Source organism: Dechloromonas hortensis, assembly GCF_009469765.1.
Lineage (GTDB): Bacteria > Pseudomonadota > Gammaproteobacteria > Burkholderiales > Rhodocyclaceae > Azonexus > Azonexus hortensis.
On the sequence record NZ_SSSQ01000003.1, the window covers coordinates 112,564 to 139,429 of the forward strand.

The following is a 26,866-nucleotide window of genomic DNA, read 5'->3' on the forward strand; positions in this document are numbered from 1 at the left end:
GGAAGCGTGGGAAAATGCCGCTTCGTTATTGAGGATGTCATTGTGAGAGAACGCCGCCGTAACCACCGCTTCAACCTGCAAGGCAAGGTCCTGCTCGAACTGGGGGGGCAGCGCTTCGAGTTTCCGGCCGCCGATATTTCGGTGTCGGGGGTAGGCGTCATGCTCGATGTGGCAGTGCTTGGCGCCAAGCCGAGCGGGGCGGTCGGTATCTGTACCATCGAATCGCCCGATCTGGCTTGCCCGGTCGAAGCCTATGTCAGCGTGATGCGCATCCGCCGCGTCGGGCATCAGCATCTGGTCGGCCTGCGCTTCGAGTCGATCAGCGATGAGCAGTTACAGGTCATCCAGGCTTACGAAAGCCTACTGCGGGCGCGAAGTGCGAAACGTGCCGCCGGCCCGCTTTCTTCAACCTGAAGTAGTCCGTTAACTGGGGCGTGACTGGTCGTTCCTGCTGGCGCCTTGAGCCGGTGCCGCAAGAACGACCCTGAGCCGCGTCAGGCCTGGAAGAATGCTTCCAACTGGCTGAAGACGGCGTGATCGGCACCGTGCCGCCGGACTGTGATGACGTCTTCCAGCTTTTCCAGTTGCTTGATCATTTGCGGCAGGCGCCCGTCTTCATTGACCAGCAGCCAGATGCGCGAATGTTGGCCGTTGCCGAGCGGCAGGCAGAGAATACCCTCGACGTTGTAGGCACGGCGCGAGAAGAGGCCGACGACGTGCGACATGACGCCGGGGTGGTTGTTGACGTTGATTTCGAGCACGGCGCGGGCCAGCGCCTGCTGTTCGTTGCGATGGATGGCGTTCATTTCAGTGTCCGATCATTTCGTGGTTGGCGGCGCCCGGCGGCACCATCGGGTAGACCTTCTGCTCGGCGTCGATGCTGGCGTGGATCAGGCAGGGACCGGGGCGGGCGATGGCTTCCATCAGTGCGGCACAGGGATTTGCCGCCTGGTCGAGGTCGACTGCAGCAATGCCGCAGCCTTTGGCGACCATGATGAAATCCGGCATGGCCTGGAACTGCGAGGCGAACAGCCGCTCGCCATAGAACAGCGTTTGCTGCTGGTGCACCAGGCCGAGGACTGCATTGTTCATCAGCACGATTTTCAGATTGACGTTCTGCTCGGCGGCGGTGACCAGTTCCTGGATATTCATCAGGATCGAACCGTCGCCGGTGAAGCAGACCACCGTTCGCTCGGGTTCGGCGAGGGCGGCGCCGATCGCGGCCGGGACGCCGAAGCCCATCGTGCCTAGGCCGCCGGAAGTCAGCCATTGGCGTGGCCGGCGCAGCGGGTAGGCCTGGGCGACCCACATCTGGTGCTGGCCGACGTCGGTGGCGATGATCGCCTCGTTGTCGAGACAGGCGGCAACGGTCCTGATCAGGCCGAAATGCGACAGGGGCTGCTCGGCATCCGGCATATGGAAAGGAAACTCGGCCTGCAGGGCATGGATGCGGTCAACCCAGATTTGGCGGGCATTTTCATTCACCGCCGGGAGCAGGGCGGCGAGGGCCTGGCCGACATCGGCGGTGATGCCGATATGAGCCGTCTTGATTTTGTCGAGTTCGGCCGGGTCGATGTCGATGTGGATGATCTGCGCATGGCGGCAGAACTGCGCCACCTTGCCGGTCGCCCGGTCGTCGAAGCGGGCACCGACGGCGATCAGCAGGTCGCACTCGTCGAGTGCCAGGTTGGTATAGCGCGCCCCATGCATGCCGAGCATGCCCAAGGACAACGGATGATCGACCGGCATCGCACCGAGCGCCATCAAGGTCATCACGGTTGGCAAATTGGCCTTTTCGGCGAGGTCGACCGCCAGCCTGGCCGCCCCGGAATGAACGACGCCGCCGCCGAGGTAAAGCAGCGGGCGCTGGGCGGCATTGATCATCGCTGCGGCCGCCGCGATTGCCTCGGTAGCGGCGGTCGGTGCCGGGGTGGCCTGGCCGGGGGCCGGCCACTCGCTAACCTCGATGGCCTGCGCCTGGACGTCTTTCGGGATATCGATCAGCACTGGGCCGGGCCGGCCGGAGGCGGCGATCTGGAAGGCGCGGGGAATAACGGTTAGCAACTCCTCGACCGAAGAGACGAGGAAGTTGTGCTTGGTGATCGGGATAGACAGGCCGTAGGTGTCCACCTCCTGGAAGGCATCGGTGCCGATCATGGCGCGCGGCACCTGGCCGGTGATGGCGACCAGCGGGATCGAGTCGAGCTTGGCGTCGGCAATGGCGGTCAGCAGGTTGGTTGCGCCGGGACCGGAGGAGGCCAGGCAGACGGCGGGCTGGCCGGTGGCGCGGGCCATGCCCTGGGCGATGAAGCCGGCACCTTGTTCGTGACGGGCCAACACGTGGCGGATGGCGGTCGACTGTCCGAGGGCGTCGTAAATGGGCAGGATGGCGCCGCCCGGATAGCCGGTGACGATGCGGATGCCCTGGCGTTCGAGTAGCCGCACGGTGATCTGGGCGCCGGTGAGTGTTTCTGTCATGGAGGTTTCCTTTCGGTTGGTGGCTTGACCGGCGGGCTCCAAAACAAAACCCCCGCCGGTTTGCGCCGGCGGGGGTTGGGGAAATCTGCGCTGCTTCTGCTTACCCGATCCGCGACGGCGTGTCCGTAACGACACCTACGATGACTACGCGTACGACGACCGGCAGCACTGCGCGGGCAGTGTCGAGACGGAGGGCGGTGGCGTTGGACATGGTGTCGATGATCTGGGTGGGGAAAACAGGAACGCGAACTATGACGGAGAAAAAATAGAATTGCAAGCGCTATTCGGTTGGCAATCCGGAGAGGTTTACCGAACCGGGCTGGGGAATTGTCGGGGCTGCTTTGCCTTTGTTAAAGCAGGTAAATACAGAGCCTATTACAGCGTACTTAACTAAAATATTCGGCGGTGTAGAATTTCGTATTTACGCAGCATTTTGACCGCTGCCCCTGTTATGTCCTGACCATCTAGGCTTTGTCATGTCCGAATTGCCGCACTTGCTTATCGTTGATAGCTCCAGAGTGGTTCGTGCTTCTCTGGCCAAGAATCTGAAAGGGCAGTTCGAAATCCGCGAGGAAAACAACGGCGAGTCGGCCTGGCAGACCCTGGTCCTCGACTCCTCGATTGTGGCGGTGATTGCCGGTATTTCCCTGCCGAAGCTCGATGCTTATGGCTTGCTGGAAAGGCTGCGCGGCAACAAGCTGAGCCGCCTGAAGAACATTCCCTTTTTGTTGATTGCTTCCGAAACCATGGAAGAGGATATCCGCCAGCATGCGATCGGCTGCGGGGTGTCGGGGTTCGTCCCGAAAGGCGCCGGGGCGGCGGGGATTGTCCGCATTGTCAGAAATTTGCTGGCGCCCGCCAAGCAGGAGGCGCTCCCCAAGCCGTCCGTCGTCAGGCCGCCCATTCCGGCTGAGCCTAGTTGTCTGGGGGCCGATCTCGGGGTCAGCGATATTTTTGGGCCACTCGACAAGGTGGCCGGCATCGTTTCCCGCAAATCCGCTAGCCGGGTAATCCGGCGCGAACCGGTTGCATCGGCACTGGTATCGCGTGCCGAGATCGAGGCGCGCCTGAATACCTTGTTGTCCGCTGAGGCCAGTCTGCGCGGTGTCGGCGTACTGGTCTTTGGGATGGATGGCTATGGCGGACTGGTCAAGCGCTTTGGCCAGGAGATGGCCAACCGTATCGAGACAAAATTCGGGCAACTGCTCGGTGGAAAACTCCGGGCCGGCGACAGCATTGCGCAAGTGGCGGCCGACCGGATCGTCATTGTAGCTTCGGAGACCAATCTAAAGTTGTGCGCCGCATTTGCCGAACGTATCTGCAAGCGCCTTGCCGCAGCCGAGGTCAGTGTCGGTGGACGGCGGGTCGAGATGACGGTGAGTGTCGGGGTAGTCAGTTTTCCCGAGGAGGGCGGCGGCCTCAAGGGCAGTGAACTACTGGCTATGGCCGAGCGGCGCCTGGAAATGGCCGTCAAGGCCGGTGGCAACCAGGTGGTGGCCGGCCTGCTCGAACTTGCCGGCAAGCCGGGGCAAGAACAGGTCCTGCAGTGCTTCAATGAATTGCTCAGGAAAGGGGCGGCCACCGAGACGCTGGCGCCGCATTTGGGGCAGGTCGGCCTGCTCATTCTGCCTTTGCTCGAACAACTGGAAGACTCGTTCCGCTTCGGCCTGCCGATCGAGAAAATGGAACAGTTGCTGCGCGAGCGCGCCAAGACCGAACCGGCGCTCGGTTAATGAAAAAGCCGGCTGAGCCGGCTTTTTCACTGCTTCATCAGGCGCTGAGTGGAATCTTGCCGATCTTGACCTGCCATTCCTTGGGGCCGGTGTTGTGAACACTGATCCCTGACGAGTCGACCGCTACGGTCACCGGCATGTTCTCGACATCGAACTCGTAGATCGCTTCCATGCCGAGATCGGCGAAACCGACGACCTTGGCCGACTTGATGGCCTTGGCCACCAGGTAGGCGGCGCCGCCGACAGCCATCAGGTAGGCCGACTTGTTGTCCTTGATCGCCTCGATGGCGACCGGGCCGCGTTCGGACTTGCCGATCATCGAGATCAGGCCGGTCTGCTCGAGCATCATGCGGGTGAACTTGTCCATGCGGGTGCCGGTGGTCGGGCCGGCCGGTCCGACGACTTCGTCACGCACCGGATCAACCGGGCCGACGTAGTAAATGACGCGGTTGGTGAAGTCGACCGGCAGTTTTTCGCCCTTGGCCAGCATGTCAGCAATGCGCTTGTGGGCAGCATCGCGGCCGGTCAGCATCTTGCCGTTGAGGAGCAGCTTCTGGCCCGGTTTCCAGGCGGCAACCTCTTCCTTGGTCAGCGTGTTCAGATCAACGCGGGTGGCCGACTTGAGGTCCGGGGTCCAGGTCACGGCCGGCCAGTCTTCCAGCTTCGGCACTTCGAGCTTGGCCGGGCCGGAGCCGTCGAGGTGGAAATGGCAGTGACGGGTCGCGGCACAGTTCGGGACCAGCGCGACCGGCAGGTTGGCGGCGTGGCAGGGGTAGTCGAGAACCTTGACGTCGAGCACGGTGGTCAGGCCGCCCAGGCCCTGGGCGCCGACGCCGAGGGCGTTGATCTTTTCCATCAGTTCGAGGCGCAGTTCTTCCGGGCGGGTCAGCTTGGCGCCAGTGGCAGCCTTGGCTTTCAGTTCGTGGATGTCGACCGGTGCCATGATCGATTCCTTGGCCAGCAACATGGCCTTTTCCGGCGTACCGCCGATGCCGATGCCGATGATGCCCGGCGGACACCAGCCGGCACCCATTTCCGGAATCTTCTTGAGGACCCAGTCGACCAGGTCGTCGGACGGGTTGAGCATGGCGAACTTGGACTTGGCTTCCGAGCCACCGCCCTTGGCGGCGCAGATCACTTCAACGTGATGACCTTCGACGATTTCGAAGTGCACGACAGCCGGGGTGTTGTCCTTGGTGTTCTTGCGGGCGCCGGCGGGGTCGGCCAGCACCGAGGCGCGCAGCGGATTGTCCGGGTTGCCGTAGGCGCGACGCACGCCTTCATTGATCATTTCCTGGATGCTCATCGTGGCATCCGGCCAGGTGACCTGCATGCCGACCTTGATGAAGACCATGCCGATCCCGGTGTCCTGGCAGATCGGGCGGTGGCCCTCGGCGGACATCCGCGAATTGGTCAGGATCTGGGCAATGGCGTCCTTGGCGGCGGGGCTTTCCTCGCGCTCGTAGGCTTCACCGAGCGCCTTGATGTAATCGAGCGGGTGGTAGTAGCTGATGTACTGGAAAGCATCGGCGACGGACTGGATCAGGTCTTCCTGTTTGATGGCGGTCATGCGCAACTCCGGGTTAGTGATGTTTCTGGTGTTGAAGAGCGAGGGTCTGGGTCATGGTCTTGTCGACAATGGCCATGATCAGGGCGGAGAAAAGGAATACGACATGGATCACAACCTGCCACATCAGCGTGTGCTGGGACAGGTTGGCGGCATTGATGAAACTTTTCAGCAGGTGGATCGACGAAATGCCGATGATCGCCGTCGAAAGCTTGATCTTGAGTACGCCGGCATTGACGTGCGACAGCCATTCCGGCTGGTCCGGGTGGTTTTCGAGGTCGAGGCGGGAAACGAAGGTTTCGTAGCCGCCGACAATAACCATGACGAGCAGGTTGGCGATCATCACCACGTCGATCAGGCCGAGGACGACCAGCATGACCTCGGTTTCGCTGAGATGGGCGGTGTCGAAGGCGTTATGGACGAGGTGGCTCAGTTCGACCATGAACAGCCAGCAATAGACGAGCTGGGCGACGATCAGGCCGATGTAGAGCGGGGCCTGAATCCAGCGGCTGGAAAAAATGAAGGATTCGAGGAATTTGACGGGTGAGCGCATGGTGCCGATCGTTTGTTGCAAGGGGCCGAAGTTTACCACGCGCCTGTCGCGTCCTCCGGATATGCCGAATTGCTGCGCTGCAGCGTGATTCCGTAAGGCCTTTGTAAGATTATCAACGTCTAATGCCGCCTCAACGCTGGCGAGGGGAATGGTCAAGGTCTCCAGCTTGCGCGGCTTTAATAATCCCGGGTTAGAACCCGAGATCCGATCGGTTGTTTCAACATAATTGCGAAGTACCGCAGAGGAGAAGAATATGTCGAATGAGTCCGTGCAGCTTATTTATCCGTCTGACGAAATCGTCAAAAACGCGGCGGTTTCCGGGATGGACGCCTATCGGGCGCTGTGCGCGGAAGCTGAGGCCGACTACGAAGGTTTCTGGGCCAGGCACGCCCGGGAGCTGGTCACCTGGAAGCAGCCGTTCACCCAGGTGCTTGACGAGTCCAATGCCCCCTTCTTCAAATGGTTTGCCGATGGCAAGCTGAACGTTTCCTACAACTGCCTCGACCGTAATGTCGAAGCCGGTCTCGGCGACAAGGTCGCGATCATTTTCGAAGCCGACAACGGCGACGTCACCAAGGTCACCTACAAAGAACTGCTGGTCAAGGTCTGCAAGATGGCCAACCTGCTGCGTTCCAAGGGGGTCAAGAAGGGTGATCGCGTTGTCATCTATCTGCCGATGACCATCGAAGGCGTTGTCGCCATGCAGGCTTGTGCCCGCGTCGGCGCCATCCACTCCATCGTTTTCGGCGGCTTCTCCGCCCAGTCCCTGCGCGATCGCATGCACGATGCCGGCGCTGTCATGCTGATTACCTCCGACGGCCAGTTCCGCGGCGGCAAGGCCATTCCGCTGAAGCCGATCGCTGATGAAGCCTTCGGCATGGGCGGCTGCGAATGCGTCAAGAACGTCATTGTCTTCAAGCGCACCGGCGCCGACGTCAACATGGTTGCCGGCCGCGATGAGTGGCTGCACGATGCCCTAGCCAACCAGCCGGAAACCTGCGAACCGGAATGGGTCGAAGCCGAACACCCGCTGTTCCTGCTCTACACGTCGGGTTCCACCGGCAAGCCGAAGGGTGTTCAGCACTCCACCGGCGGCTACCTGCTGCACGCCATCCTGACCATGAAGTACACCTTCGATATCAAGCCGAGCGACACCTTCTGGTGTACGGCCGACATCGGCTGGGTTACGGGTCACACCTACATCACCTACGGCCCGCTGGCCTGCGGCGCCACCGAAATCGTCTTCGAAGGCGTCCCGACCTATCCGGACGCCGGCCGTTTCTGGAAGGTGATCCAGGACCACAAGGTCAACATCTTCTACACCGCCCCGACCGCGATCCGTTCCCTGATCAAGGCTGCCGACAACAACCCGGCCATCCATCCGAAGGCCTACGACCTGTCGTCGCTGCGCATCCTCGGTTCGGTCGGCGAGCCGATCAATCCTGCCGCCTGGCAGTGGTACTACGACAACGTCGGCGGCGGTCGCTGCCCGATCGTCGATACCTTCTGGCAGACCGAAACCGGTGGTCACATGATCACCCCGCTGCCGGGTGCCACGCCGCTGGTGCCGGGTTCCTGCACGCTGCCGTTCCCGGGCATCCAGGCTGCCATCGTTGATGAAACCGGGGCCGACGTGCCTTGGGGTCAGGGCGGTATTCTGGTCGTCAAGAAGCCGTGGCCGTCGATGATCCGCACCATCTGGGGTGACGACGAGCGTTTCGTCAAGTCCTATTACCCGGCCGACTTCCAGGGCAAGTACTACTTGGCTGGCGACGGTGCGATCCGCGACAAGGACACCGGCTACTTCACCATTACCGGCCGTATCGACGACGTGCTGAACGTTTCCGGTCACCGCATGGGTACGATGGAAATCGAATCGGCGCTGGTTGCCAACCCGCTGGTGGCCGAAGCCGCCGTTGTCGGCCGTCCGGATGACCTGACCGGTGAAGCGATTGTCGCTTTCGTCGTGTTGAAGGGTCAGCGCCCGACCGGTGACGACGCCAAGCGCATCATCAAGGAACTGCAAGACTGGGTTGGCAAGGAGATCGGTCCGATCGCCAAGCCGAAGGACATCCGTTTCGGTGACAACCTGCCGAAGACCCGTTCGGGCAAGATCATGCGCCGTCTGCTGCGTGGCCTGGCCAAGGGCGAGGAACTGACGCAAGACACCTCGACGCTGGAAAATCCGGCCATTCTGGAACAACTGAAGGGTTAAGGAATGTTCCCGGGTTTCGGCTTCGCCCAAACCCGGTCATTCCGGAAGCAACCGCAGAGTTGCTCCCCGGTGTTCCTGCATGAGCCAAAGAGGCGGCGAGCTTGCCACGCTGCCTCTAACGACTAAAAGGCAAGGAGGAGACAATGGTCGCCCATAAGGTGGCCTCCCGTGTGGTCGCATCAGACTGCATGCCAACAGCGGCTGGCACGCTTTGCGTGTCAGCCGTTTTCTATTTTCGGAGGGTGCGATGAAGCGCGCGAGTCTGTCGCGGCAACGTCTGGCGGCGCTCGGCTTGCTCGGCCTGCCTTTGCTGACCTACCCACTGCTTGGGTTGCCGAGCGGCAGTTGGGCCGGTATTCCGGCCGGCTACCTTTATCTGTTCGGCGTCTGGGCCGGGCTGATCGCACTCGCCGCCTGGGTGGCCGAACGGAAGGGGTCGTAAGTGCTGCTTTCCGGCTGGTTCATCGCGCTGCTGGCCACCGGCTATCTCGCCCTGTTGTTTGCTGTCGCCCGTTTTGGCGATGCGCGGGCCGATGCCGGCAAGTCGATTATTTCGGCCAATGTTTACGCCTTGTCGCTGGCCGTCTATTGCACCTCGTGGACCTTTTACGGCAGCGTCGGGCGGGCCACGTCGGGCGGGCTGTCCTTCCTGACCATCTATATCGGCCCGACGCTGATGCTGCTCTTTGCCGGCGTCATTCTGAAAATGGTGCGGATCAGCAAGGTGCACCGCATCACCTCGATTGCCGACTTCATCGCTTCGCGCTATGGCAAGAGCCAGTTGCTGGCCGGCCTGGTGACGGTGATTGCGGTGGTCGGCGTTGTACCCTATATCGCCTTGCAGCTAAAGGCCATTTCGGCCAGTCTGGCCGTCCTGTTTGCGCAAGCCGGGAACGACTTGTTCCCGTGGTGGCTGGATACGACTTTCCTGATCGCTATCGTCCTTGCCCTGTTCACCATCTGGTTCGGTACCCGCCATCTCGATGCCACCGAGCGCCACGAAGGCATGGTGGCGGCGGTGGCTTTCGAGTCGGTGGTCAAGCTGTTCGCCTTCATTGCCGTCGGCCTGTTTGTCACCTACGGCATCTTCGGCGGTCTGGGCGATCTTTTTCAGCGGGCCGCAGCTTCGCCGGAACTGGCCCGTCTCTTTTCGCTCGATAGCGGCCGGGCCGGGACGTGGACGGCGATGGTCCTGCTCTCGGGGCTGGCCATCATTTTTCTGCCACGGCAGTTCCAGATCATCGTCGTCGAGAATGTCGATGAATCGCACCTGCGGCGTGCCGTCTGGCTGTTTCCGCTCTACCTGCTGCTGATCAATATTTTCGTATTGCCGATTGCCCTCGGCGGTTTGCTGCATTTTCAGGGGCAGGCGGTCAATCCGGATACCTTCGTGCTGACCTTGCCGCTGGCCCATGGCGCGCAGGGGTTGGCGCTGCTCGTTTTCATCGGTGGGTTGTCGGCGGCGACCGGTATGGTCATCGTCGAAACCATCGCCTTGTCGACCATGGTCTGCAACGACCTGGTGATGCCGTGGTTGCTGCGGTCGACCTGGCTGCAGGCCGAAAAACGACAGGATCTGTCGGGGCTGTTGATCGGCATCCGGCGCGCCGCCATCGCGCTGATCCTGCTGCTTGGCTACATCTATTTTCGCGCCGCCGGCGAAGCCTATGCGCTGGTCGGTATCGGGCTGATTTCCTTCGCCGCAGTTGCCCAGTTCGCCCCGGCCATGTTCGGCGGCATGTACTGGAAGCAGGGAACGCGGGCTGGGGCCGTGGCCGGGTTGCTTGGCGGTTTTGCCGTCTGGCTCTATACGCTGTTGCTGCCGTCTTTTGCCAAGTCGCACTGGATCGGCGGCGGCTTTGTCGAGGACGGTCTGTTAGGCGTGGGCTGGTTGAAGGCGCAGGCGCTGTTCGGTTTGGCCGGGCTGGATGAAATCTCGCACTGCCTGCTGTGGAGCCTGTTTGCCAACATTGGCCTGTATGTCGTGGTGTCGCTCAATTCGCGGCCGGATGCGACCGAGGCGCGTCAGGCCGAGCGTTTCGTCGATATTTTCCGCCATGCCGGGCGCGAGACGGATGCTCGCCTGTGGCGGGGCAGCGCTTCGGTCGAGCAACTGGTCGCTTTGCTCGAACGCTTTCTCGGGCCGGCCCGGGCGCGCCAGCAAATGGCCAGCTATGCCGCCAGCCGGCAGATTGCCGACTGGAAAAAAATGTCGGCCGATGCCGATTTCGTGCATTTTGCCGAGGCGGAACTGGCCGGCGCGATCGGTTCGGCCAGCGCCCGCGTCATGGTTGCCTCGGTGGCGCAGGAGGAGGATCTCGGGCTCGATGAAGTGCTCGATATTCTCGACGAAGCGACCCAGGTGCGCGCCTACAGCCGCGAACTTGAGGTCAAGCAGCACGAACTGCAGGCGGCGACCGGCGAGTTGCGGGCGGCCAACGACCGTCTGCGCGAACTCGACCGGATGAAGGACGATTTCATCTCGACCGTGACCCACGAACTGCGCACGCCGCTGACTTCGATCCGCGCCTTGTCCGAAATGCTGCATGACGACCCGCGCCTGGAGCTGAGCGATCGCAAGCGTTTTCTCGGCATCATCGTCAACGAGGCGGAGCGCCTGACCCGCTTGATCAACCAGATTCTCGACATGGCCAAGCTCGAATCCGGCCGCGCCGAATGGACGACCGGCGAGGTCGATATCGGCGAAGTGGTACGTGAGGCGATGGATGCCCTCGGCCAGCTCTTTCGCGACAAAGCGGTTGCGCTGGAAGGCGATATTCCGGCCTCGGGTCCGGTCGTGCTGGCCGATCGCGACCGGCTGACCCAGGTCATGATCAACCTGCTGTCGAATGCCGTGAAGTTCGTGCCTGGCGGTACTGGCCGGGTACAGGTGAGGGTGGCGGTGGCCGGTCAGCGGGTCCGGGTCGAGGTGGCAGACAACGGCCCGGGCTTGACGGCCGAGGAATGCAACGTCATTTTCGAAAAATTCCGTCAGGGTGGAAACACGCTGACCGACAAGCCGCAGGGCACTGGTCTGGGACTGCCGATCAGCCGTCAGATCGTCGAATATTTTGGTGGTAATCTGTGGGTCGAAAGTCGGCCCGGAGCAGGCGCGAATTTCATTTTCACGGTGCCCTTGCCGGCATCGGAGGAATAACAAGGGAGACTAAAGAGATGGGCAAAAAAATCCTTATCGTCGATGACGAACCCAACATCATCATTTCGCTCGAATTCCTGATGAAGAAGGAAGGTTTCGAGATCGCCGTTGCCGGCGATGGTGACGAAGCGCTGGCCAAGGTCGCCAGCTTTGCGCCCGACCTGGTCCTGCTCGATGTGATGATGCCGAAAAAATCCGGCTACGAAGTCTGCGAGGCGCTGCGTGCCGATCCGGCGCGGGCCGGCCTGCTGATCGTCATGCTGACCGCCAAGGGACGCGATACCGAAGTCGCCAAGGGGCTGGCCATCGGGGCCGATGCCTACGTCACCAAGCCGTTTTCGACCAAGGAGCTGGTGGCCAAGGTGAAAGGCATGCTCGGGGTGGCCTGAGCCGGAATGGCGCCACTCGGCGGCCAGGTCGCCGAGTGCTGCGGTCGACGGCCTCGCCAGGCCAAAAATCATCGGGATCACTGCCATGAAGGCTAAACACCGTTTCATCTTTGCCGTAGTCGTCCTCGGTCTGCTGATGACCGGGCCGTTCGTTGTCACCTCGCTGCTCGTTTGGCTGGACATGAAGGAAGCCGAGCGCAACATGCTGATGGAGTTGCTGCTGTCGCGTCTGCCGGTGGGTACGATGATGACGCTGTTCGGCTTCGTGGTCGGCGTCCTCGTGTTGCACAAGCTGTTCAAGCAATATGTCGAAGGGCTGTTGCGGATGGCCGAAACCTTGCGCCTGATGCTGGGCGCCAACCGCGATTTTCGGGTCACCCTGGAGGGGCCGCCCGAAGTACAGCAACTGGCGCGTGCCGCCAACGATCTGGCGCAGCAGCGCGATGCCTTGATGGACGACGTCGATGCGCAGATCGCGCGGGCCAAGGCGTCGGTCGAGGAAGAGAAGAACCGGCTGGCGGCGCTGATGTCTGAACTGGCCCAGGCGGTCGTCGTCTGCAACCTCGATGGCCGCATCCTGCTCTACAACAATCGCGCCCGGCTGCAGTTCAAGGCCCTGGCCCAGGGCCCGACCTCGGTCTCGGGCGGAGCGCTGATCGGCCTCGGCCGGTCGATTTTCTCGATTCTCGAAAAGAACCAGGTCCAGCACGCCCAGGAAGTCATCCACCAGCGCCTGGCGGCCGGCAAGACGGCGCTCTCCAACTTCATCACGACGACGCGCGGCGGTCAGTTGCTACGTGCCCAGATGGTGCCGGTATTGTCGGCGGCAGCGGGGGAGGGCGAAGCGGCGATGAGCGGCTACGTGCTGACGGTCGAGAACATCACGCGCAGCATCGAGCAGGAGGCACGCCGCGATCAGGCCCTGCATTCGCTGACCGAGGGCAGCCGCTCGGCGCTGGGCAGCATCCGCGCCGCAGTGACCAACCTGATCGATTATCCGGACATGGAGCTGGATCTGCGTGAGCGCTTCGTCAAGGTCATCGACGACGAGGTGGCCCGGATGAGCCAGCGTCTCGACCAGACCATGGTCGAGTTCTCCGATTCGATGAAGACGCGCTGGCCGCTCGAGGATGTGCTCGGCATCGACATCATTGCCGCCGCCCAGCGCCGGATCGACGAAAAGCTCAAGCTGGCGACGAAGACCGAAGAACTGGACGACGCGCTGTGGATCAAGGCCGACAGTTTCTCGTTGGTCTTCGCGCTGCTCAGTCTGGCGGCCAAGCTGCAGGATCATTACGAGCCGCGCGAACTGCGTTTCCGTCTGACCTCCGAAGGCAAGCTGGCCTATCTCGACCTGATCTGGGCCGGCGCTGCGATGTCGTCGGAAACCTTCTATACGTGGGAAATGGAGACGATGCACGTGGCCGGCGAGAACTCGCCGCTGACGCTGCGCGACGTCATCGACCGGCATGGCGGCGAAATCTGGTACCAGCGCGAAAAGGCGGCGCACCGCGCCTTCTTCCGTTTCGTGCTGCCGGTTGCCACGCCGGAAGTCGCCAACGAGGACGAGGAGCGCAAGCGTGGCAGCGGGCGCCCGGAATACTACGATTTCGACCTCTTCAATTTTGCCGACAAGTCGATCGACCTCGACACCAAGCTGAGCGAGCTGACCTACACGGTGTTCGATACCGAAACGACCGGTCTGGAGCCATCGAGCGGCGACGAAATCATCCAGATCGGGGCGACGCGCATCGTCAATAACCGCCTGTTGCGCCAGGAAGTCTTCAACCAGATCGTCGACCCCGAGCGGCCGCTGCGCCCGGAGGGCATTCCGATCCATGGCATCACCGAAGACATGGTGCGCGGCCAGCCCAATATCGACATCGTGCTGCCGGCCTTTCACGAGTTTTGCGAAGACACCGTGCTGATTGCCCACAATGCCGCCTTCGACATGCGCTTCCTGCAGTTGAAGGAAGAACGCACCGGCATCCGCTTCACCCAGCCGGTGCTCGATACCTTGCTGCTCTCGGCGGTGGTGCACCCGAACCAGGAGTCGCACAAGCTCGACGTCATTCTGGAACGGCTCGGCATCCAGATCGACAAGCGGCACAACGCGCTGGAAGACGCACTGGCGACCGCCGCCGTTTTCCTGAAGCTGGTGCCTTTGCTGGCCGATCAGGGCATCGTCACCGTCCGTCAGGCGCTCGAAGCCTCGGAAAAGACCTATTACGCCCGGATCAAGTACTGAGGTGCGTTCCACCATCGAAACCTGGCTGCCCTGCCAGCAACTGACCAGCCTCGAAGCGCAGTTGCAGAACCTGGCCGAGCCGGCCGATGCGCCGGTGCTGGCCGGGCGCATCGGCGAACTGTGCCGCCTGCTGGCGGCCGGTGGCGCCAGCGGGCCGCTGGTCAGCCGGCTGGTTTCCTGCCTCAATGACCGGTTGACCGCAGCAGTCGTTCGCCTGCTTGCCCGGCGCCATCGCTTGCCGCCGGTTGCCTGGTGCTGGCTGGCGCTTGGTTCGGAGGGGCGGCAGGAACAGACCTTCGTCACCGACCAGGACAACGGCCTGCTCTTCAACGCCGCCGACAGCCAGGAGGCGGCGGCGCTACGCGCGCTGTTTCTGCCCTTTGCCGAGGACGTCAATCGGCAGCTTGCCGACTGCGGCTTTGCGCTGTGCACAGGTCAGATCATGGCCGGCAACCCGGCCTGGTGTCTGTCGCTCGATGAATGGCGGGAGCAGTTCATCGAATGGGTGCGTCGCCCGGAGCCGGCCGCCTTGCTCAACGCCAGCATTTTTTTCGATTTTCGGCCGCTGTGCGGCGCGCTCGAACTGGGCGACACGCTGCGCAAACTGCTCCTCTCGCTGACTGTCGATACGCCATCCTTCCTGCACCTGATGGCGGCCAACGCCGTGCAGGCCGAGGCGCCGCTCAACTTTCGCGGCGAGGTGGCGCTGGATGCGGAGGGGGCTTTGGACCTGAAAAAATTCGGTAGCCGGATCTTTGTCGATGCGGCACGTATTTTCGCGCTGGCGGCCGGCGTGCCGGCGGTCAATTCGAGCGAACGCCTGCGCCTGGCCGGCGCTGCTGCCGGCCTGCAGGCGGACGAGATTGCCGCGGTCGACGGTGCTTTTTCGCACATTTTGCGCCTGCGCCTGCAGCAACAGATGGCTGACGCCACGGCGGGCATGGCCGCCGGTTACGCCCTGAAGCCGGCCGAGTTGAACGAGGTCGATCGGGCGATCCTGCGCGAGTCGCTGAAACAGGCACGGCGCCTGCAATTGCGCCTCAAGTTAAACTATGCACTCTGAGAAGAAGAGGTTGTCGTGAATACGCAAGCAGAACAAGCGACCATGAATCCGCTGGAAACCTCCCTGCGCCAGGAAGGGCGCCGACGCGTCGCCGGCAATACCCTGGCCTTTTTGAAGAATCATGCCCCCTTCGACAAGATGGGGGCCGAGGCGCTGCAGCTTTTTGCCGACAAGGCGCAACTGGCCTTTCACCCGGCCGGCAGCGAGATTGTCGGGCCGGATGCCGGCAATGTCCGCTTCTTCTACCTGATCGAGTCCGGCAAGGTGCAGGCGCGCCAGGCCGGCGAGGTGACGGTGACCGAATATTCCATCCTCAGCCTCGGGGCAGGGGAGAGCTTTCCGATTGGCGCGGTGACCGCCGGCCGGCCATCGACCAATACTTATACTGCGGTCGAGGATACCTTCTGCTACCAGTTGCCGGCCGAGGATTTCCTGCGCCTGATGGCGAGCAGTCCGGAATTCAACCTGTTCTGCACGCAATACATCGCCAGCCTGCTCGACCAGTCGCGGCGCCAGTTGCAATTGCAGTTCGCCCAGCGGGCCAGCGAACAGCAGACGCTGAATTCGCCGCTGGCCGGCATCGGCTCGCGCTCGCCGGTGTCGGTGGCGCCCGAGACGCCGCTGCGGACGGCGCTGGAAAAAATGTCGCAGGCCGGGGTCGGTTCGCTCGTCATCGCCGGCGAAGACCGCCAGCCGGTCGGCGTCTTTACCCGATCCGACCTGCTCGACCGGGTCGTGCTGGCCGATCTGCCACACGACGTGCCGATCAGCCAGGCGATGTCGGCCAACCCGTTCAAGCTGGAAGAACATGCCACGGCCTACGACGCCATGCTGGCCATGGCCACCCACGGCATTCGCCACGTGCTGGTGACCGATGCCGAAGGCAAGCTGACCGGCGTCGTTTCCGAGCGCGACCTGTTTGCGCTGCAACGAGTCGGCCTGCGCCAGATTCGCCAGTCCATCGAAGGGGCGCACAACGTCGAGGCACTGCAGCACGCGGCGGCCGATGTCCGGCAACTGGCCTTCAATATGCTGGCCCAAGGCGTCGGTGCCGAGCAACTGACCCAGTTCATTTCGGCCTTGAACGATGCGCTGACCCGCCGCGTCATCCAGCTCAATCTCGACAAGCACAATTTTGAGGGTATCGACTGGGCCTGGCTGGCTTTCGGTTCGGAGGGGCGCGACGAGCAGACCTTCAGTACCGACCAGGATAACGGCATCGTTTTCGCCTGCCCCGACACGGCGGCGGTCGACGCGCTGCGCCAGCGTTTTCTCGCCTATGCCCTGGATGTCAACAAGGATCTCGACCGGTGCGGCTTCCCGTTGTGCAAGGGCAACATCATGGCTAGCAACCCGCAGTGGTGTCTGACTCTGGACGAATGGCGCGATCAGTTCAGCAACTGGATCCGCGTGCCGCAGCCGGAAGCGCTGCTCAATGCGACCATCTTCTTCGACTTCCGTCCGCTGTTCGGTAAGATCGAACTGGCCGAATCGATGCGCCGCCACCTGCTGGCCCAGACTTCGTCCAACCCGATGTTCCTGCGCGCCATGGCGCACAACGCGCTCGACGTCGAACCGCCGCTCGGCAAGATTCGCGATTTCCTGACCGACCTCGAGCCGGACCAGCCGGGCAAGATCGACCTCAAGAAATACGGCTCGCGCATCTTTGTCGATGTCGCACGCATCTACGCGCTGGCCACCGGCGTGCACAACACCAACTCGGTCCAACGCCTGCGTCTGGCCTCGAAGCGGCTGTCGATTCGCGACGAGGAGATCAACGCCGTGCTCGAAGGTCTCGACTTCATCCAGTTGCTGCGCCTGCAGCACCAATACCTGGAAGGCGAGCCGGGCACGCAGGGCGACAACCTGATCAACCCGGATACGCTGAACGAGCTGGATCGCCGCATCCTGAAGGAATCCTTCCGCCAGGCACGCAAGCTGCAAACCCGTCTCAAACTTGATTACCAGGTGAATTGAGCATGTTCAGCCTCAAGAAGCTTCTCTTCAAGGCCGGCTCGCCCGAGCACCTGCCGGACGACGTCCGGTCCGCCATCGAGGCCTGGCGGAGTTCGCCGGCGCCGGAACTCGATGACGCACATTTTCATGTCCGTTACCTGGTCATCGACATTGTCAGTACCGGCCTCAATCCGGACAGCGACGAGTTGCTCGGCATCGCTGCCACCGCCGTCAGCCAGGGCGGCATGGTGCAGCCGGAAGATGCCTTCTATCTCGACTTCGCCAGCCTCGATGGCGACAGCGCTGTGACCATGGAAACAACGGCTGGCCATAGGCTCGACCGTCAATTGATGGCCTTTTTGCAATTCGCCGCCAAGGCGCCGCTGGTCACCTACCATGTGCCCTATGTTGGCGGCTTCCTGCAGCGTCTGTACAAGGAACGCCTGGGAGTCAATTTCGAGCCGCAATGGGTCGATCTGGCCTGGCTGTTGCCGGTGATGTTCGAGGAAAAATCACACACCCTGCTGCCGCTTGATCAATGGCTCGAACTGTTCGGGCTGGAGGCCGGCGGCGTCCGACGCGATGCGATGGCCAATACGCTGATGCTGGCCCGCCTGTTCCAGATGCTGCTGGTCCGGGTGACCGACAAGGACATTACGACCGCCGCCCGACTGATCGATGAATCCCGGGCCAGCAGTTTCCTGCGCCGGACGCACTGAGCACGCCGCATGTTCGGTTCCCTGACCAAACTGCAACGTTACTACCTCTACTACACAGCTAGTTTCCTGGCGTTTATCGGGGCGCTTGCCGTGCTCGAGCAGCACGGCATGCCGCCACGCTGGATCGGTTACGCCTTCCTCTTCTTCACCATCTCGATGTACGCGGTGATCGGCATCATGAGCCGGACCTCGGATGTCTCCGAGTACTACGTTGCCGGCCGCAGCGTTCCCGCCTTCTTCAACGGCATGGCGACCGGCGCCGACTGGATGAGCGCCGCCTCCTTCATCGGTCTGGCCGGCACGCTCTACCTCTCCGGCCATCAGGGATTGGCCTACGTGATCGGCTGGACCGGCGGCTTCGTGCTGGTCGCCTTGCTGCTGGCGCCTTATCTGCGCCGCTTCGGTGAATACACCATCCCGGACTTTCTTGGCGCCCGCTACGGCGGCAACGCCATCCGACTGGTCGCCGTGGCGGCGGCGATTCTCGCTTCCTTTGTTTATGTCGTCGCCCAGATCTACGGTGTTGGTGTCATCACCAGCCGCTTCGTCAGCCTGCAATTCGAGATCGGCGTCTTCGTCGGCCTGGCCGGCATCCTCGTCTGCTCCTTCCTCGGCGGCATGCGAGCCGTAACCTGGACGCAGGTGGCGCAATACGTGATCCTGATCATCGCCTACATTACGCCGGTCGCCATCCTCTCCTACAACGTCACCGGCAACCCGGTGCCGCAACTGGTTTACGGCAAGGTGCTGCAGGAAGTCGGGCGACTCGAAGAGCGCCTGTTCGATACGCCGGCCGAAATCGAGGTGCGCAAGCTTTACCGGGAACGGGCTGATCTCTACGCCCAGAAAATCATGCAGTTGCCGCATTCGCTGAGCCACGAACGCGAACAACTATCGCAGCGCATCAATGAAATGAAGAACAGCGATACGCAGATGAAAGACATCGTCGCGCTTGAAAAGCAGCGTCGCGATATGCCGCATGATCCGGAACAGGCCAAGGCGCGCTGGGAAAGTGCGATGTTTTCGGCGGTCGACCGCAGCAAGCCGCCCATACATCACGCCGAAGCCTTTCCCGGCGATGATGCCGAGCAGCAACTGATACAGCGTATCAATTTCCTTGCCCTCATTTTCTGTCTAACGGTCGGTACCGCCGCCTTGCCGCATGTGCTGACCCGCTACTACACCACGCCGACGGTCAGTCAGGCCCGCGACTCAGTCTTCTGGTCGCTGCTCTTCATCCTGCTCCTCTACATCACGGCACCGGCCTATGCCGTCTTTGCCAAGTACGAGGTGCTGTCGCACCTCGTTGAAATTCCCATCGCCAAGTTGCCCGGCTGGGTCGCGGCATGGGCCAAGGTCGGCCTGGTCAGTATCGAGGACATCAACGCCGACGGCATCCTGCAAATTGCCGAGTTGTCGATGAATCCCGACGTAATCGTCCTCGCCACTCCGGAGATTGCCGGCATGCCTTACGTTGTGTCCGGGTTGGTGGCGGCGGGCGGGTTGGCGGCCGCATTGTCGACTGCCGATGGCCTGTTGCTGACCATTACCACGGCGCTGTCGCACGACGTCTATTACCGCATCGTTCGCCCCGATGCCTCGACCCAGTTGCGCCTCGTCATCTCCAAGTCGCTGCTCTTGGTGGTTGCCGTACTGGCCGCCACGGTTGCCGCACAAAAGCCGGGCACCATCCTCTCGATGGTGGCCTGGGCCTTCTCGATTGCCGGTTCGGCCTTTTTCCCGGCGCTGGTCCTCGGCATTTTCTGGAACCGTGCAACGCGGGCCGGTGCCCTCTCCGGTATGCTGGTCGGCTCGCTGCTTTCGATCTATTACATCCTGCGCGTCGAGTTCGACAGCATCCCCTGGCTGGGCATCAGCGGCTTCAACATGCTCCCCTGGTTCCATGTGCAATCGACATCGGCCGGGCTCTTCGGTGTCTTGGCCGGATTCCTGACGATTGTCGTCGTCAGCCTGTTCACCAAACCCGATCCGCAGGCCTCCAGTTTCCTGCAGGGAATCCGCTGCAGCAACAAGGAGGGCAGGGCGTGAAGCCGAGCAGCGATGCCTATTGGCGCCAGACAAAACGTCTGACACTCACCTTGCTGGTGCTCTGGATCGTGCTGACTTTCGTGATGAACTGGTTTGCCCGCGAATTCAACGACTTCACCTTCCTCGATTTTCCGCTTGGCTTCTACATGGATGCGCAAGGCCTGCTGCTGATCTACTTGGCCATCATCTGGTACTACAACCGCCGCATGCGCCAACTGGATGCCAAATACGGCATCGAAGACAAGTAAATCCTGGTTGCAATGTTGTTCCTGATCGCAGCGCTCCGCGCAATCATCGAAATGCTTGGACTTTGCCTGATCGGGCAGGGCATGCTGGCGCTACTGGCCGGCTCTAAAAGGCAGGCAAATCCGATTTATCGGCTATTCGCCCTGATTACCCACGCTCCTCGCCGAGTTGTTGCCCATCTGCTGCCCAAAGCGGCCGGTGAAAAAACGATTGGCATATGTTGTTTTGTAGTGTTGTTCTGCCTGTGGATTGGCCTGGCTCTAATGCGGAAGTTTGTTTGACTATTCCGATCCGCTTGCTATAATGCGCGCCTTCCGGAGAGGTGGATGAGCGGTTTAAGTCGCACGCCTGGAAAGCGTGTGTAGGGTAATCCCCTACCGCGGGTTCGAATCCCGCCCTCTCCGCCAGGTTTAATATTGAAAAAGCCCCTGTTGATCAGGGGCTTTTTCTTTTTGTGCGTTACGATGCGGTCAAATCAGTAACTGGAATCTTTATCGGCCAAGATGACAGCATTCGAAAAATTGCCCCTCAGCATCACCGCCGGCTTCGATAAACAGGATCATCTGCAGGTTATCGACGCACTGCGTGGCTATGCGATTTTGCTCGTCATCGCCGTGCATTCCGTGGGTTATGTCAGCGAACTGGTGTGGCCGGTAAAACGCCTGTTGTCCCTTGGCTTTTACGGCGTGCAACTGTTCTTCATCGCATCGGCGGTCACCTTGCTGATGTCCTGGCACCGCAGCACAGGGCCGTTCGGCGAGCGCAGCGCCAAGTTCCTGATCCGCCGCTTTTTCAGAATCGCGCCTTTCTACTACAGCGCGATACTTATTTACTGGTTTGCCTACAGCGTAGCTCCCGCTGAATTCAGCTTTGAACTGCTGTTCGCCAGCCTGTTTTTCTATAACGCGTGGAGTCCGTATTGGATTCCCACCGTACCAGGCTGGACGCCCGTGCCGGGTGGGTGGAGCATCGGCGTCGAGTTTTGTTTCTATTTCATTTTCCCGCTATTGGCACTATTGATCACGAATCTGCGTCGATCCCTGGTGTTTTTCGCAATCTCGCTTGTTGTCTTGATTGCCGGTTCTCAATACGGCCAGGGGCTTTATCCGGAAATCACTCAGGAAGCTCGCGCCAACTTTCTTTATTTCTGGCCGCCGAATCAGTTGGTCATTTTCTCCCTGGGTTTCTTGCTTTATCACCTAATCAAGCACCCTGGGCTCAGCCAACGAATCATCAGTAGCCGAATTACCGGAAATCTCGCATCTGCAGCGATGCTGGCGATGTTATTTATGATTTCGTTTTATGGCGTGAGGAAGTTTTTCGACATCAATTCAGGGCTGCCACCAACCCATCTGCTGCTATCGATGTGCTTTGTGCCCTGGGCGCTTGTTCTTATCCTCAAACCGACTGGATATGCCATCAATTCGGCTATTACCGGGCTTGGTAAAGTCAGTTTCAGCGCCTACATCCTGCATTTTGCCGTACTTGGATACAGCAATACCTTCCTGCTTGGTATCTGGCCGTTCGCCCGAGCGGGCGCGGCATCGATCGCCTACGAAATATCGTTTCTATTAATTACGGTCGTCGTTACCAGGCTGCTTGCCGAACTGACTTATCGGTTGGTCGAGCAACCATTCGTCCATCTTGGAAAACGAGTGATTTCCGCAATCTACTAAAGGCGGTGGTGCGGGCGAGACACTATCTGCCGCGTCGAAGCCGTTCAGCGCTTCACTGCCATGCCTAAGCCGAGATACGCTGCACTGGTATTCAGAAATTTGTTTGTCGTGGAATCAGTCACTTGTCTCATCCTCTAGTAGTTATGTAAGCGCAGGGATAATAATTGTCCTGCATTACCGCCTTGTTACAACTGAGCCGTGATTTATATTCGCGCTCGGATGATTTCTCTATCCGGTACGCTTCGATTATTCGATAAGGGCTTGGGCTGGGGCTTTACTTCTGGCAATACGCTTTATCGGTATGACCAGAAAACCGACAGCCATTAGCAACAGGACGGGGGGTTCCGGGGTGAAAAATTCCGGAGGAGGATTGATTCCGCTTGGGCCGGCAAAATAGATTGATGATGTACCAAGCCCATCGTCCTTAGCCTTAAATTCGATAAAGCCATTTAGCGTGATGATGTCGCCGACAGGCAGGAAAGCTGCGCCGCCCAATGGGTCGAAGATCGGAAACTTACCCTTGCAATCGCGATTTTCGAAATTTCCTGGCTGCGCCAGAATGAATCCACAGGTCAGGTTGTGGAATGCGGTGCCCGCCGTATCGGTGAACTTTGCATCCAGCACGAATGACACGAAATCACCTGGATTTCCGCCGACAGTTCCGACCAGAGGGAAGTAAAACTGGTCGAACAACGGTGGACCGAAGGGGGCTCCAACGATCCTGAACTCGACGTTAAAGTCGATTCGCAGCCTTGCCGGATTTAATCCTGCTCCAACTGGTGCTGTCTGACCGACACCTGTCCCACCGGGAAAAATTGCGCCAAAAATATCGGGGCGAGTGAGTGTACTGATGCCGGCCGTTGCCGAACTGCTTGCCCCGGTGATGGGGTCATTGAAAACTTTGCCTTGATACTGATAGTCCGGAAAGCCGCCCGGAATCGCAATCGGACCAACGACATCGGGGGCACCGGCAACAGCGAAGCCTGGATCGAATGTAATTGTTGTGCTGCTTGCGGTGACAACCGGCATGGCCTCAACCGACGCGGCGAGGCACAAAATGCAATTCGCCAAGGCTTTAGCAAAGGAATGTTGTTTTGACATTTTCTCCCCCTGGGTTTCCGTTGGGCGTCGATGCCCGTTACCGATGAGGTGTACGGCATTAAGTTTCCGGTCTTGAATCCGCTTCGAACCTTGCCTGCTGGCCCCCTTGCGAGTAAGACTTAGCGGAGCAGACATCTTCAGATTATTCAGGTCCATTTATGCCAGCAATACTTCGGAATATGTACTGGGAATACCTGGGTCCGATAGGTGAGGCGGAAGGGGGCTGATTTTTTCGATTCATGGCGCCACTCCCACGGCTCGGCTGTATTTGCTTTCGGGTAGCAAAACCATCTTTTTCCGGTATGGCCTATTCCGTTGTACAGGCTACTGTTCCGAAAACATCCAGATGTTTTTCGGATGCCAACTCAATCTGCAAAGCGCTGATAATGAATGAAAAAATAGCTTTTCAGATGAATCGGCAGGCAGGTTAAGAGCGATTTTCCCGATAGGGAGCAAGCGATCGAAGCGAATCAGTATTACCCCGCACGATCTGAGCATGTTTTGGAAAATTGAGGGCTGCAGTGATGAATCAGCGACTGGCCGGGGTGACCGGTCTGCGGCGTTTTCTTGTACTTGCCTGCCTTGCGGGCGGCGGGCTTTTGATGCTTCTTGCACCGGCCACCTGGGCCGGCGTTATGTTGCTGGGTCTTGGTGTTTTGATTGAAGTTATCGGCTTGGCGCTCTCACGCCGCTGATCCTCCGGTGGGGAAATTACCGGGTCAGTGGTTGTTGTGTCTCGCCACGCGCGTGACAAGACGAGGGGAGGGCAATGATCCATCACGATGCCGGATTCTGGGTGTGGGCCGAAGCCCTGAAACTGCTGCGGAATGCCGAGCATCTGCGGGACCGGTATTTTGTGCTGGATATCGTCCATGCCTTGCCGTGCTGGGAGCCGGCGGTTGATATGTACGCACAGGGGGACGAGTTGCACCTGCTGGTCGCCTTGCCCGGCGTGCACCCGGGGCAGCTTGAGGTCAGCCTGATCGGCGACAGCCTGATGGTCTCCGGTCGACGGTCGATGCCGGACGATTTTCAGCATGCCGCCATTCAGCGCCTGGAAATTCCCTATGGCCGCTTCGAGCGCCGGGTGGCGCTGCCGCGCAGCGATTATCGCCTGCGCCGGCAGTGCTTCGAGGATGGTTGCCTGGCCCTTGTCCTGGCGCCGAATTGAGCGGAGGCTGCGATGAAAACCGAGAGTCTCGATCTCGTCCTCGATGAGTCGCCGCCGCAACCGGCGGGCGAGGGCACTCAGCAAGCCACAGCCATGCCCGACGATGGGCTGTTGATTGTGCCGATGCGCAATGTCGTTCTCTTTCCCGGGATGATCCTGCCGCTGACGCTCGGCCGCGAACAATCGATCCTCGCCGCCCAGCAGGCGCTGAAGCTGGAACGGCCGGTCGGCATCCTGCTCCAGCGCGAACCGGAGATCGACCGGCCGGGGCCTGACGATCTCTATGGCCTCGGTACCGTCGCCAACATCCTGCGTTACCTGACCTTGCCCGACGACACGCATGTCATCGTCTGTCAGGGCGTGCAGCGCTTTCGCGTCATCGAATACCTGTCGGGCTACCCTTCGCCGGTGGTTCGCTTCGCCGGCATCGACGATCTCAACGTGGCCAACAACGAAGTGACGGCGCGCTTCATCCAGCTCAAGGAGCGGGCGCTGCAGGTCCTGCAGCTTGAACCGCAGGCTTCACTCGAGGTGTCGGCCGCCGTCAGGGGAATCGGCTCGCCCGGGGCGCTAGCCGACCTGATCGCCGGTTTTCTCGAAATCGGCCCGAACGAAAAACAGGCGGTCCTCGAAGCGGTCGATCTCGTCCGCCGGCTTGACCTGGTGCTCGACTACCTGCTACGCCGCCTGGAAGTGCTGAAGCTTTCGCGGGAAATCGACGAGCGCACCAAGGCCAGTATCGACGAGCGCCAGCGACATTTCCTGTTGCTTGAACAATTGAAATCGATCCAGAAAGAACTGGGCGAGGAAGACGAGGGCAGTTCGGCCGAACTGGCTGAACTGCACAAGGCGATTGCCGAGGCGCAGATGCCGGAGGAGGTGGCCCGCCACGCCGGCAAGGAGTTGAAACGGCTGGAGCGGATGCAGGATGGCTCGGCGGAATATTCGATGATCCGGGCCTATATCGACTGCCTGATCGAATTGCCGTGGAAGCCACCGGAGGCCGACCGGATCGATATCGGCGAGGCCCGGCGCATGCTCGATGCCGACCATTTCGGGCTGGAGCAGGTGAAGAAGCGGATCATCGAGTTTCTCGCCGTGCGCAAGCTCAATCCCGAAGGGCATGGCCCGATCCTCTGTTTTGTCGGGCCACCCGGCGTTGGCAAGACTTCGCTCGGCCAGTCGATCGCCAAGGCGCTCGGCCGCAAATTCGTCCGCACCTCGCTCGGCGGCGTGCACGATGAGGCGGAAATTCGCGGCCATCGGCGCACCTATATCGGCGCCTTGCCGGGCAATATCCTGCAGGCCATCCGCAAGGCCGGTTCGCGCGGCTGCGTGCTGATGCTCGACGAGATCGACAAGCTGGGCAGCGGCATTCAGGGCGACCCGTCGGCGGCGCTGCTCGAAGTGCTCGATCCCGAACAGAACAACAGTTTCCGCGACAACTATCTGGCGCTGCCCTACGACCTGTCGAGCGTGCTCTTCATCACCACGGCCAATGTGCTGGACAACATTCCCGGTCCGCTGGCCGACCGCATGGAAATCATTCACCTGCCCGGTTACACGCAGGAAGAAAAGCTGGAAATCGCCCGGCGCTATCTGGTCGGTCGGCAGATTGCCCGGAACGGCCTGCAGGCTGGTCAGTTTGAAATCACCGATGCGGCACTGATGGCGATCATTCGCGACTACACGCGGGAGGCCGGCGTGCGTTCGCTCGAACGGGAGATCGGTGCCGTCTGTCGGCGGGCCGCAGTCAATATTGCCGAAGGCGGCGCTAGCTCAGTACGAGTCGATGAGTGCGACCTGGCGCCGATTCTCGGGCCCTGCAAGTTCGACAACGAGGTCGCCCTGCGTACCGGCATGCCGGGTGTCGCCACCGGCCTGGCCTGGACGCCGGTTGGCGGCGACATCCTGTTCATCGAGTCCGGGCGGACGCCGGGCGACGGCAAGCTGACGCTGACCGGGCAACTGGGCGATGTCATGAAGGAGTCGGCGCAGGCGGCACTGACCCTGATGAAGACGCGGGCGTCCAGTCTCGGCATCGATTCGGTTGACTTGGAGAAATGCAATATACACATCCATGTGCCAGCCGGCGCCATTCCCAAGGATGGCCCGAGTGCCGGGGTCGCCATGTTCATCTCGCTCGCTTCGTTGTTTGTCGATCGGGCCGTGCGCAGCGATACGGCGATGACCGGCGAGATCAGCCTGCGCGGCCTGGTGCTGCCGGTCGGCGGCATCAAGGAAAAGGTGCTGGCAGCGATGCGCGCCGGCATCCGGCGGGTGCTGCTGCCGGAACGGAACCGGCGGGATCTGGAAGATGTGCCTGCCGGAGCCAGGGAAAAACTCGAATTCGTCTTCATTGAAAACGTCGACGACGCCATCGCCAACGCCATGGAAACCCAGTTGGCCGGCACACCTTGAAAATTGCCGCCGGACGATGGTCGACCGCCGGGATTGCCGCCGCCGTGGCCAACTACCGGTATCCGTCTAGCGCGAATAAGGCAGCCTCAGTATTTCCCGGTAGGCGGCAGATGCCTACGATCAG

Annotated in this window: 22 protein-coding genes and 1 tRNA gene; 18 read left to right on the forward strand and 5 right to left on the reverse strand. The window is 60.9% G+C overall.

Going from position 1 to position 26,866, the window contains the following annotated elements:
- Nucleotides 1–42: 42 nt before the first annotated feature.
- Nucleotides 43–414, forward strand: a complete 372-nt coding sequence (locus GH663_RS06985; protein ID WP_170291357.1) for a PilZ domain-containing protein — start codon at nt 43–45, stop codon at nt 412–414.
- A gap of 80 nt (nt 415–494) precedes the next feature.
- Here the strand turns inward: GH663_RS06985 and ilvN are convergent, their stop codons facing one another.
- Nucleotides 495–806 carry an acetolactate synthase small subunit gene (ilvN, locus tag GH663_RS06990; protein WP_153130934.1) on the reverse strand — a complete coding sequence of 104 codons (312 nt, stop codon included), beginning with the start codon at nt 804–806 and terminating at the stop codon, nt 495–497.
- 1 nt (nt 807) lies between these two features.
- Nucleotides 808–2,478, reverse strand: coding sequence for an acetolactate synthase large subunit (gene ilvB / locus GH663_RS06995; protein ID WP_153130935.1), 1,671 nt, complete (start codon nt 2,476–2,478; stop codon nt 808–810).
- 476 nt (nt 2,479–2,954) lie between these two features.
- Between ilvB and GH663_RS07000 the strand changes: the two genes are divergently transcribed.
- Nucleotides 2,955–4,211: a GGDEF domain-containing response regulator gene (locus GH663_RS07000; RefSeq protein WP_153130936.1), complete on the forward strand. Its 1,257-nt coding sequence runs from the start codon at nt 2,955–2,957 to the stop codon at nt 4,209–4,211.
- Nucleotides 4,212–4,248: 37 nt separating this feature from the next.
- On the opposite strand, the gene GH663_RS07005 is transcribed toward GH663_RS07000, so the two are convergent.
- Nucleotides 4,249–5,781, reverse strand: coding sequence for a fumarate hydratase (locus GH663_RS07005; RefSeq protein ID WP_153130937.1), 1,533 nt, complete (start codon nt 5,779–5,781; stop codon nt 4,249–4,251).
- Between the two features lie 13 nt (nt 5,782–5,794).
- Nucleotides 5,795–6,331, reverse strand: a complete 537-nt coding sequence (locus GH663_RS07010) for a TIGR00645 family protein (protein WP_153130938.1) — start codon at nt 6,329–6,331, stop codon at nt 5,795–5,797.
- Between the two features lie 253 nt (nt 6,332–6,584).
- On the opposite strand from GH663_RS07010, the gene acs reads away from it, so the two are divergent.
- From acs to GH663_RS07075, 13 genes are all read left to right on the forward strand, one after another.
- Entirely contained in the window at nt 6,585–8,546 is a 1,962-nt protein-coding gene (gene acs, locus GH663_RS07015; protein ID WP_153130939.1) for an acetate--CoA ligase, read from the forward strand.
- Nucleotides 8,547–8,793: 247 nt separating this feature from the next.
- The gene (locus GH663_RS07020; protein WP_153130940.1) at nt 8,794–8,988 is read left to right on the forward strand and encodes a hypothetical protein; all 195 of its coding nucleotides are present in this window, start codon (nt 8,794–8,796) and stop codon (nt 8,986–8,988) included.
- A 3-nt stretch (nt 8,989–8,991) separates the two neighbouring features.
- The gene (locus tag GH663_RS07025; protein ID WP_153131158.1) at nt 8,992–11,703 is read left to right on the forward strand and encodes a sensor histidine kinase; all 2,712 of its coding nucleotides are present in this window, start codon (nt 8,992–8,994) and stop codon (nt 11,701–11,703) included.
- Between the two features lie 17 nt (nt 11,704–11,720).
- Nucleotides 11,721–12,092, forward strand: coding sequence for a response regulator transcription factor (locus GH663_RS07030; protein ID WP_153130941.1), 372 nt, complete (start codon nt 11,721–11,723; stop codon nt 12,090–12,092).
- Between the two features lie 85 nt (nt 12,093–12,177).
- Entirely contained in the window at nt 12,178–14,340 is a 2,163-nt protein-coding gene (locus GH663_RS07035) for an exonuclease domain-containing protein (protein ID WP_153130942.1), read from the forward strand.
- Nucleotide 14,341: 1 nt separating this feature from the next.
- Complete coding sequence (locus GH663_RS07040) at nt 14,342–15,403, forward strand: DUF294 nucleotidyltransferase-like domain-containing protein (RefSeq protein ID WP_153130943.1); 1,062 nt, start codon at nt 14,342–14,344, stop codon at nt 15,401–15,403.
- 42 nt (nt 15,404–15,445) lie between these two features.
- Entirely contained in the window at nt 15,446–17,380 is a 1,935-nt protein-coding gene (locus GH663_RS07045; RefSeq protein WP_153131159.1) for a DUF294 nucleotidyltransferase-like domain-containing protein, read from the forward strand.
- Between the two features lie 2 nt (nt 17,381–17,382).
- Nucleotides 17,383–18,078 carry a 3'-5' exonuclease family protein gene (locus GH663_RS07050; RefSeq protein WP_153130944.1) on the forward strand — a complete coding sequence of 232 codons (696 nt, stop codon included), beginning with the start codon at nt 17,383–17,385 and terminating at the stop codon, nt 18,076–18,078.
- A 9-nt stretch (nt 18,079–18,087) separates the two neighbouring features.
- Nucleotides 18,088–20,127, forward strand: coding sequence for a sodium:solute symporter family protein (locus tag GH663_RS07055; RefSeq protein ID WP_153130945.1), 2,040 nt, complete (start codon nt 18,088–18,090; stop codon nt 20,125–20,127).
- Nucleotides 20,124–20,375: a DUF4212 domain-containing protein gene (locus GH663_RS07060; protein WP_153130946.1), complete on the forward strand. Its 252-nt coding sequence runs from the start codon at nt 20,124–20,126 to the stop codon at nt 20,373–20,375. Before GH663_RS07055 ends, GH663_RS07060 begins: the two co-directional genes overlap by 4 nt.
- A 12-nt stretch (nt 20,376–20,387) precedes the next feature.
- The gene (locus GH663_RS07065) at nt 20,388–20,654 is read left to right on the forward strand and encodes a hypothetical protein (protein ID WP_153130947.1); all 267 of its coding nucleotides are present in this window, start codon (nt 20,388–20,390) and stop codon (nt 20,652–20,654) included.
- 35 nt (nt 20,655–20,689) lie between these two features.
- Nucleotides 20,690–20,780: transfer RNA gene (locus tag GH663_RS07070), tRNA-Ser, on the forward strand.
- A gap of 96 nt (nt 20,781–20,876) precedes the next feature.
- Complete coding sequence (locus tag GH663_RS07075) at nt 20,877–22,049, forward strand: acyltransferase family protein (RefSeq protein WP_153130948.1); 1,173 nt, start codon at nt 20,877–20,879, stop codon at nt 22,047–22,049.
- A gap of 246 nt (nt 22,050–22,295) precedes the next feature.
- Here the strand turns inward: GH663_RS07075 and GH663_RS07080 are convergent, their stop codons facing one another.
- On the reverse strand, nt 22,296–23,306 hold the full coding sequence (locus GH663_RS07080; RefSeq protein ID WP_153130949.1) for a hypothetical protein: 1,011 nt from the start codon (nt 23,304–23,306) through the stop codon (nt 22,296–22,298).
- A gap of 368 nt (nt 23,307–23,674) precedes the next feature.
- Here GH663_RS07080 and GH663_RS07085 point away from each other — a divergent pair, with 368 nt between their 5' ends.
- The 3 genes from GH663_RS07085 (at nt 23,675) to lon (ending at nt 26,742) form a co-directional block, all read left to right on the forward strand.
- On the forward strand, nt 23,675–23,845 hold the full coding sequence (locus GH663_RS07085; RefSeq protein ID WP_153130950.1) for a hypothetical protein: 171 nt from the start codon (nt 23,675–23,677) through the stop codon (nt 23,843–23,845).
- Nucleotides 23,846–23,919: 74 nt separating this feature from the next.
- Nucleotides 23,920–24,321 carry an Hsp20/alpha crystallin family protein gene (locus GH663_RS07090; protein ID WP_153130951.1) on the forward strand — a complete coding sequence of 134 codons (402 nt, stop codon included), beginning with the start codon at nt 23,920–23,922 and terminating at the stop codon, nt 24,319–24,321.
- A 12-nt stretch (nt 24,322–24,333) separates the two neighbouring features.
- Entirely contained in the window at nt 24,334–26,742 is a 2,409-nt protein-coding gene (gene lon, locus GH663_RS07095) for an endopeptidase La (protein ID WP_153130952.1), read from the forward strand.
- The last annotated feature ends 124 nt before the right edge of the window (nt 26,743–26,866 follow it).

What these genes read in the sequence shown, in the direction of transcription:
- GH663_RS07000 (WP_153130936.1), top strand. Translation starts at nt 2,955, where the DNA reads ATGTCCGAATTGCCGCACTTGCTTATCGTTGATAGCTCCAGAGTGGTT.
- GH663_RS07065 (WP_153130947.1), top strand. Translation starts at nt 20,388, where the DNA reads ATGTTGTTCCTGATCGCAGCGCTCCGCGCAATCATCGAAATGCTTGGA.
- ilvB (WP_153130935.1), bottom strand. Translation starts at nt 2,478, where the DNA reads ATGACAGAAACACTCACCGGCGCCCAGATCACCGTGCGGCTACTCGAA.
- GH663_RS07020 (WP_153130940.1), top strand. Translation starts at nt 8,794, where the DNA reads ATGAAGCGCGCGAGTCTGTCGCGGCAACGTCTGGCGGCGCTCGGCTTG.
- GH663_RS07055 (WP_153130945.1), top strand. Translation starts at nt 18,088, where the DNA reads ATGTTCGGTTCCCTGACCAAACTGCAACGTTACTACCTCTACTACACA.
- GH663_RS07080 (WP_153130949.1), bottom strand. Translation starts at nt 23,306, where the DNA reads ATGGACCTGAATAATCTGAAGATGTCTGCTCCGCTAAGTCTTACTCGC.
- GH663_RS07035 (WP_153130942.1), top strand. Translation starts at nt 12,178, where the DNA reads ATGAAGGCTAAACACCGTTTCATCTTTGCCGTAGTCGTCCTCGGTCTG.
- GH663_RS07045 (WP_153131159.1), top strand. Translation starts at nt 15,446, where the DNA reads ATGAATCCGCTGGAAACCTCCCTGCGCCAGGAAGGGCGCCGACGCGTC.
- lon (WP_153130952.1), top strand. Translation starts at nt 24,334, where the DNA reads ATGAAAACCGAGAGTCTCGATCTCGTCCTCGATGAGTCGCCGCCGCAA.
- GH663_RS07090 (WP_153130951.1), top strand. Translation starts at nt 23,920, where the DNA reads ATGATCCATCACGATGCCGGATTCTGGGTGTGGGCCGAAGCCCTGAAA.
- ilvN (WP_153130934.1), bottom strand. Translation starts at nt 806, where the DNA reads ATGAACGCCATCCATCGCAACGAACAGCAGGCGCTGGCCCGCGCCGTG.
- GH663_RS07005 (WP_153130937.1), bottom strand. Translation starts at nt 5,781, where the DNA reads ATGACCGCCATCAAACAGGAAGACCTGATCCAGTCCGTCGCCGATGCT.
- GH663_RS07030 (WP_153130941.1), top strand. Translation starts at nt 11,721, where the DNA reads ATGGGCAAAAAAATCCTTATCGTCGATGACGAACCCAACATCATCATT.
- GH663_RS07075 (WP_153130948.1), top strand. Translation starts at nt 20,877, where the DNA reads ATGACAGCATTCGAAAAATTGCCCCTCAGCATCACCGCCGGCTTCGAT.
- GH663_RS07010 (WP_153130938.1), bottom strand. Translation starts at nt 6,331, where the DNA reads ATGCGCTCACCCGTCAAATTCCTCGAATCCTTCATTTTTTCCAGCCGC.
- acs (WP_153130939.1), top strand. Translation starts at nt 6,585, where the DNA reads ATGTCGAATGAGTCCGTGCAGCTTATTTATCCGTCTGACGAAATCGTC.
- GH663_RS07050 (WP_153130944.1), top strand. Translation starts at nt 17,383, where the DNA reads ATGTTCAGCCTCAAGAAGCTTCTCTTCAAGGCCGGCTCGCCCGAGCAC.
- GH663_RS07085 (WP_153130950.1), top strand. Translation starts at nt 23,675, where the DNA reads ATGAATCAGCGACTGGCCGGGGTGACCGGTCTGCGGCGTTTTCTTGTA.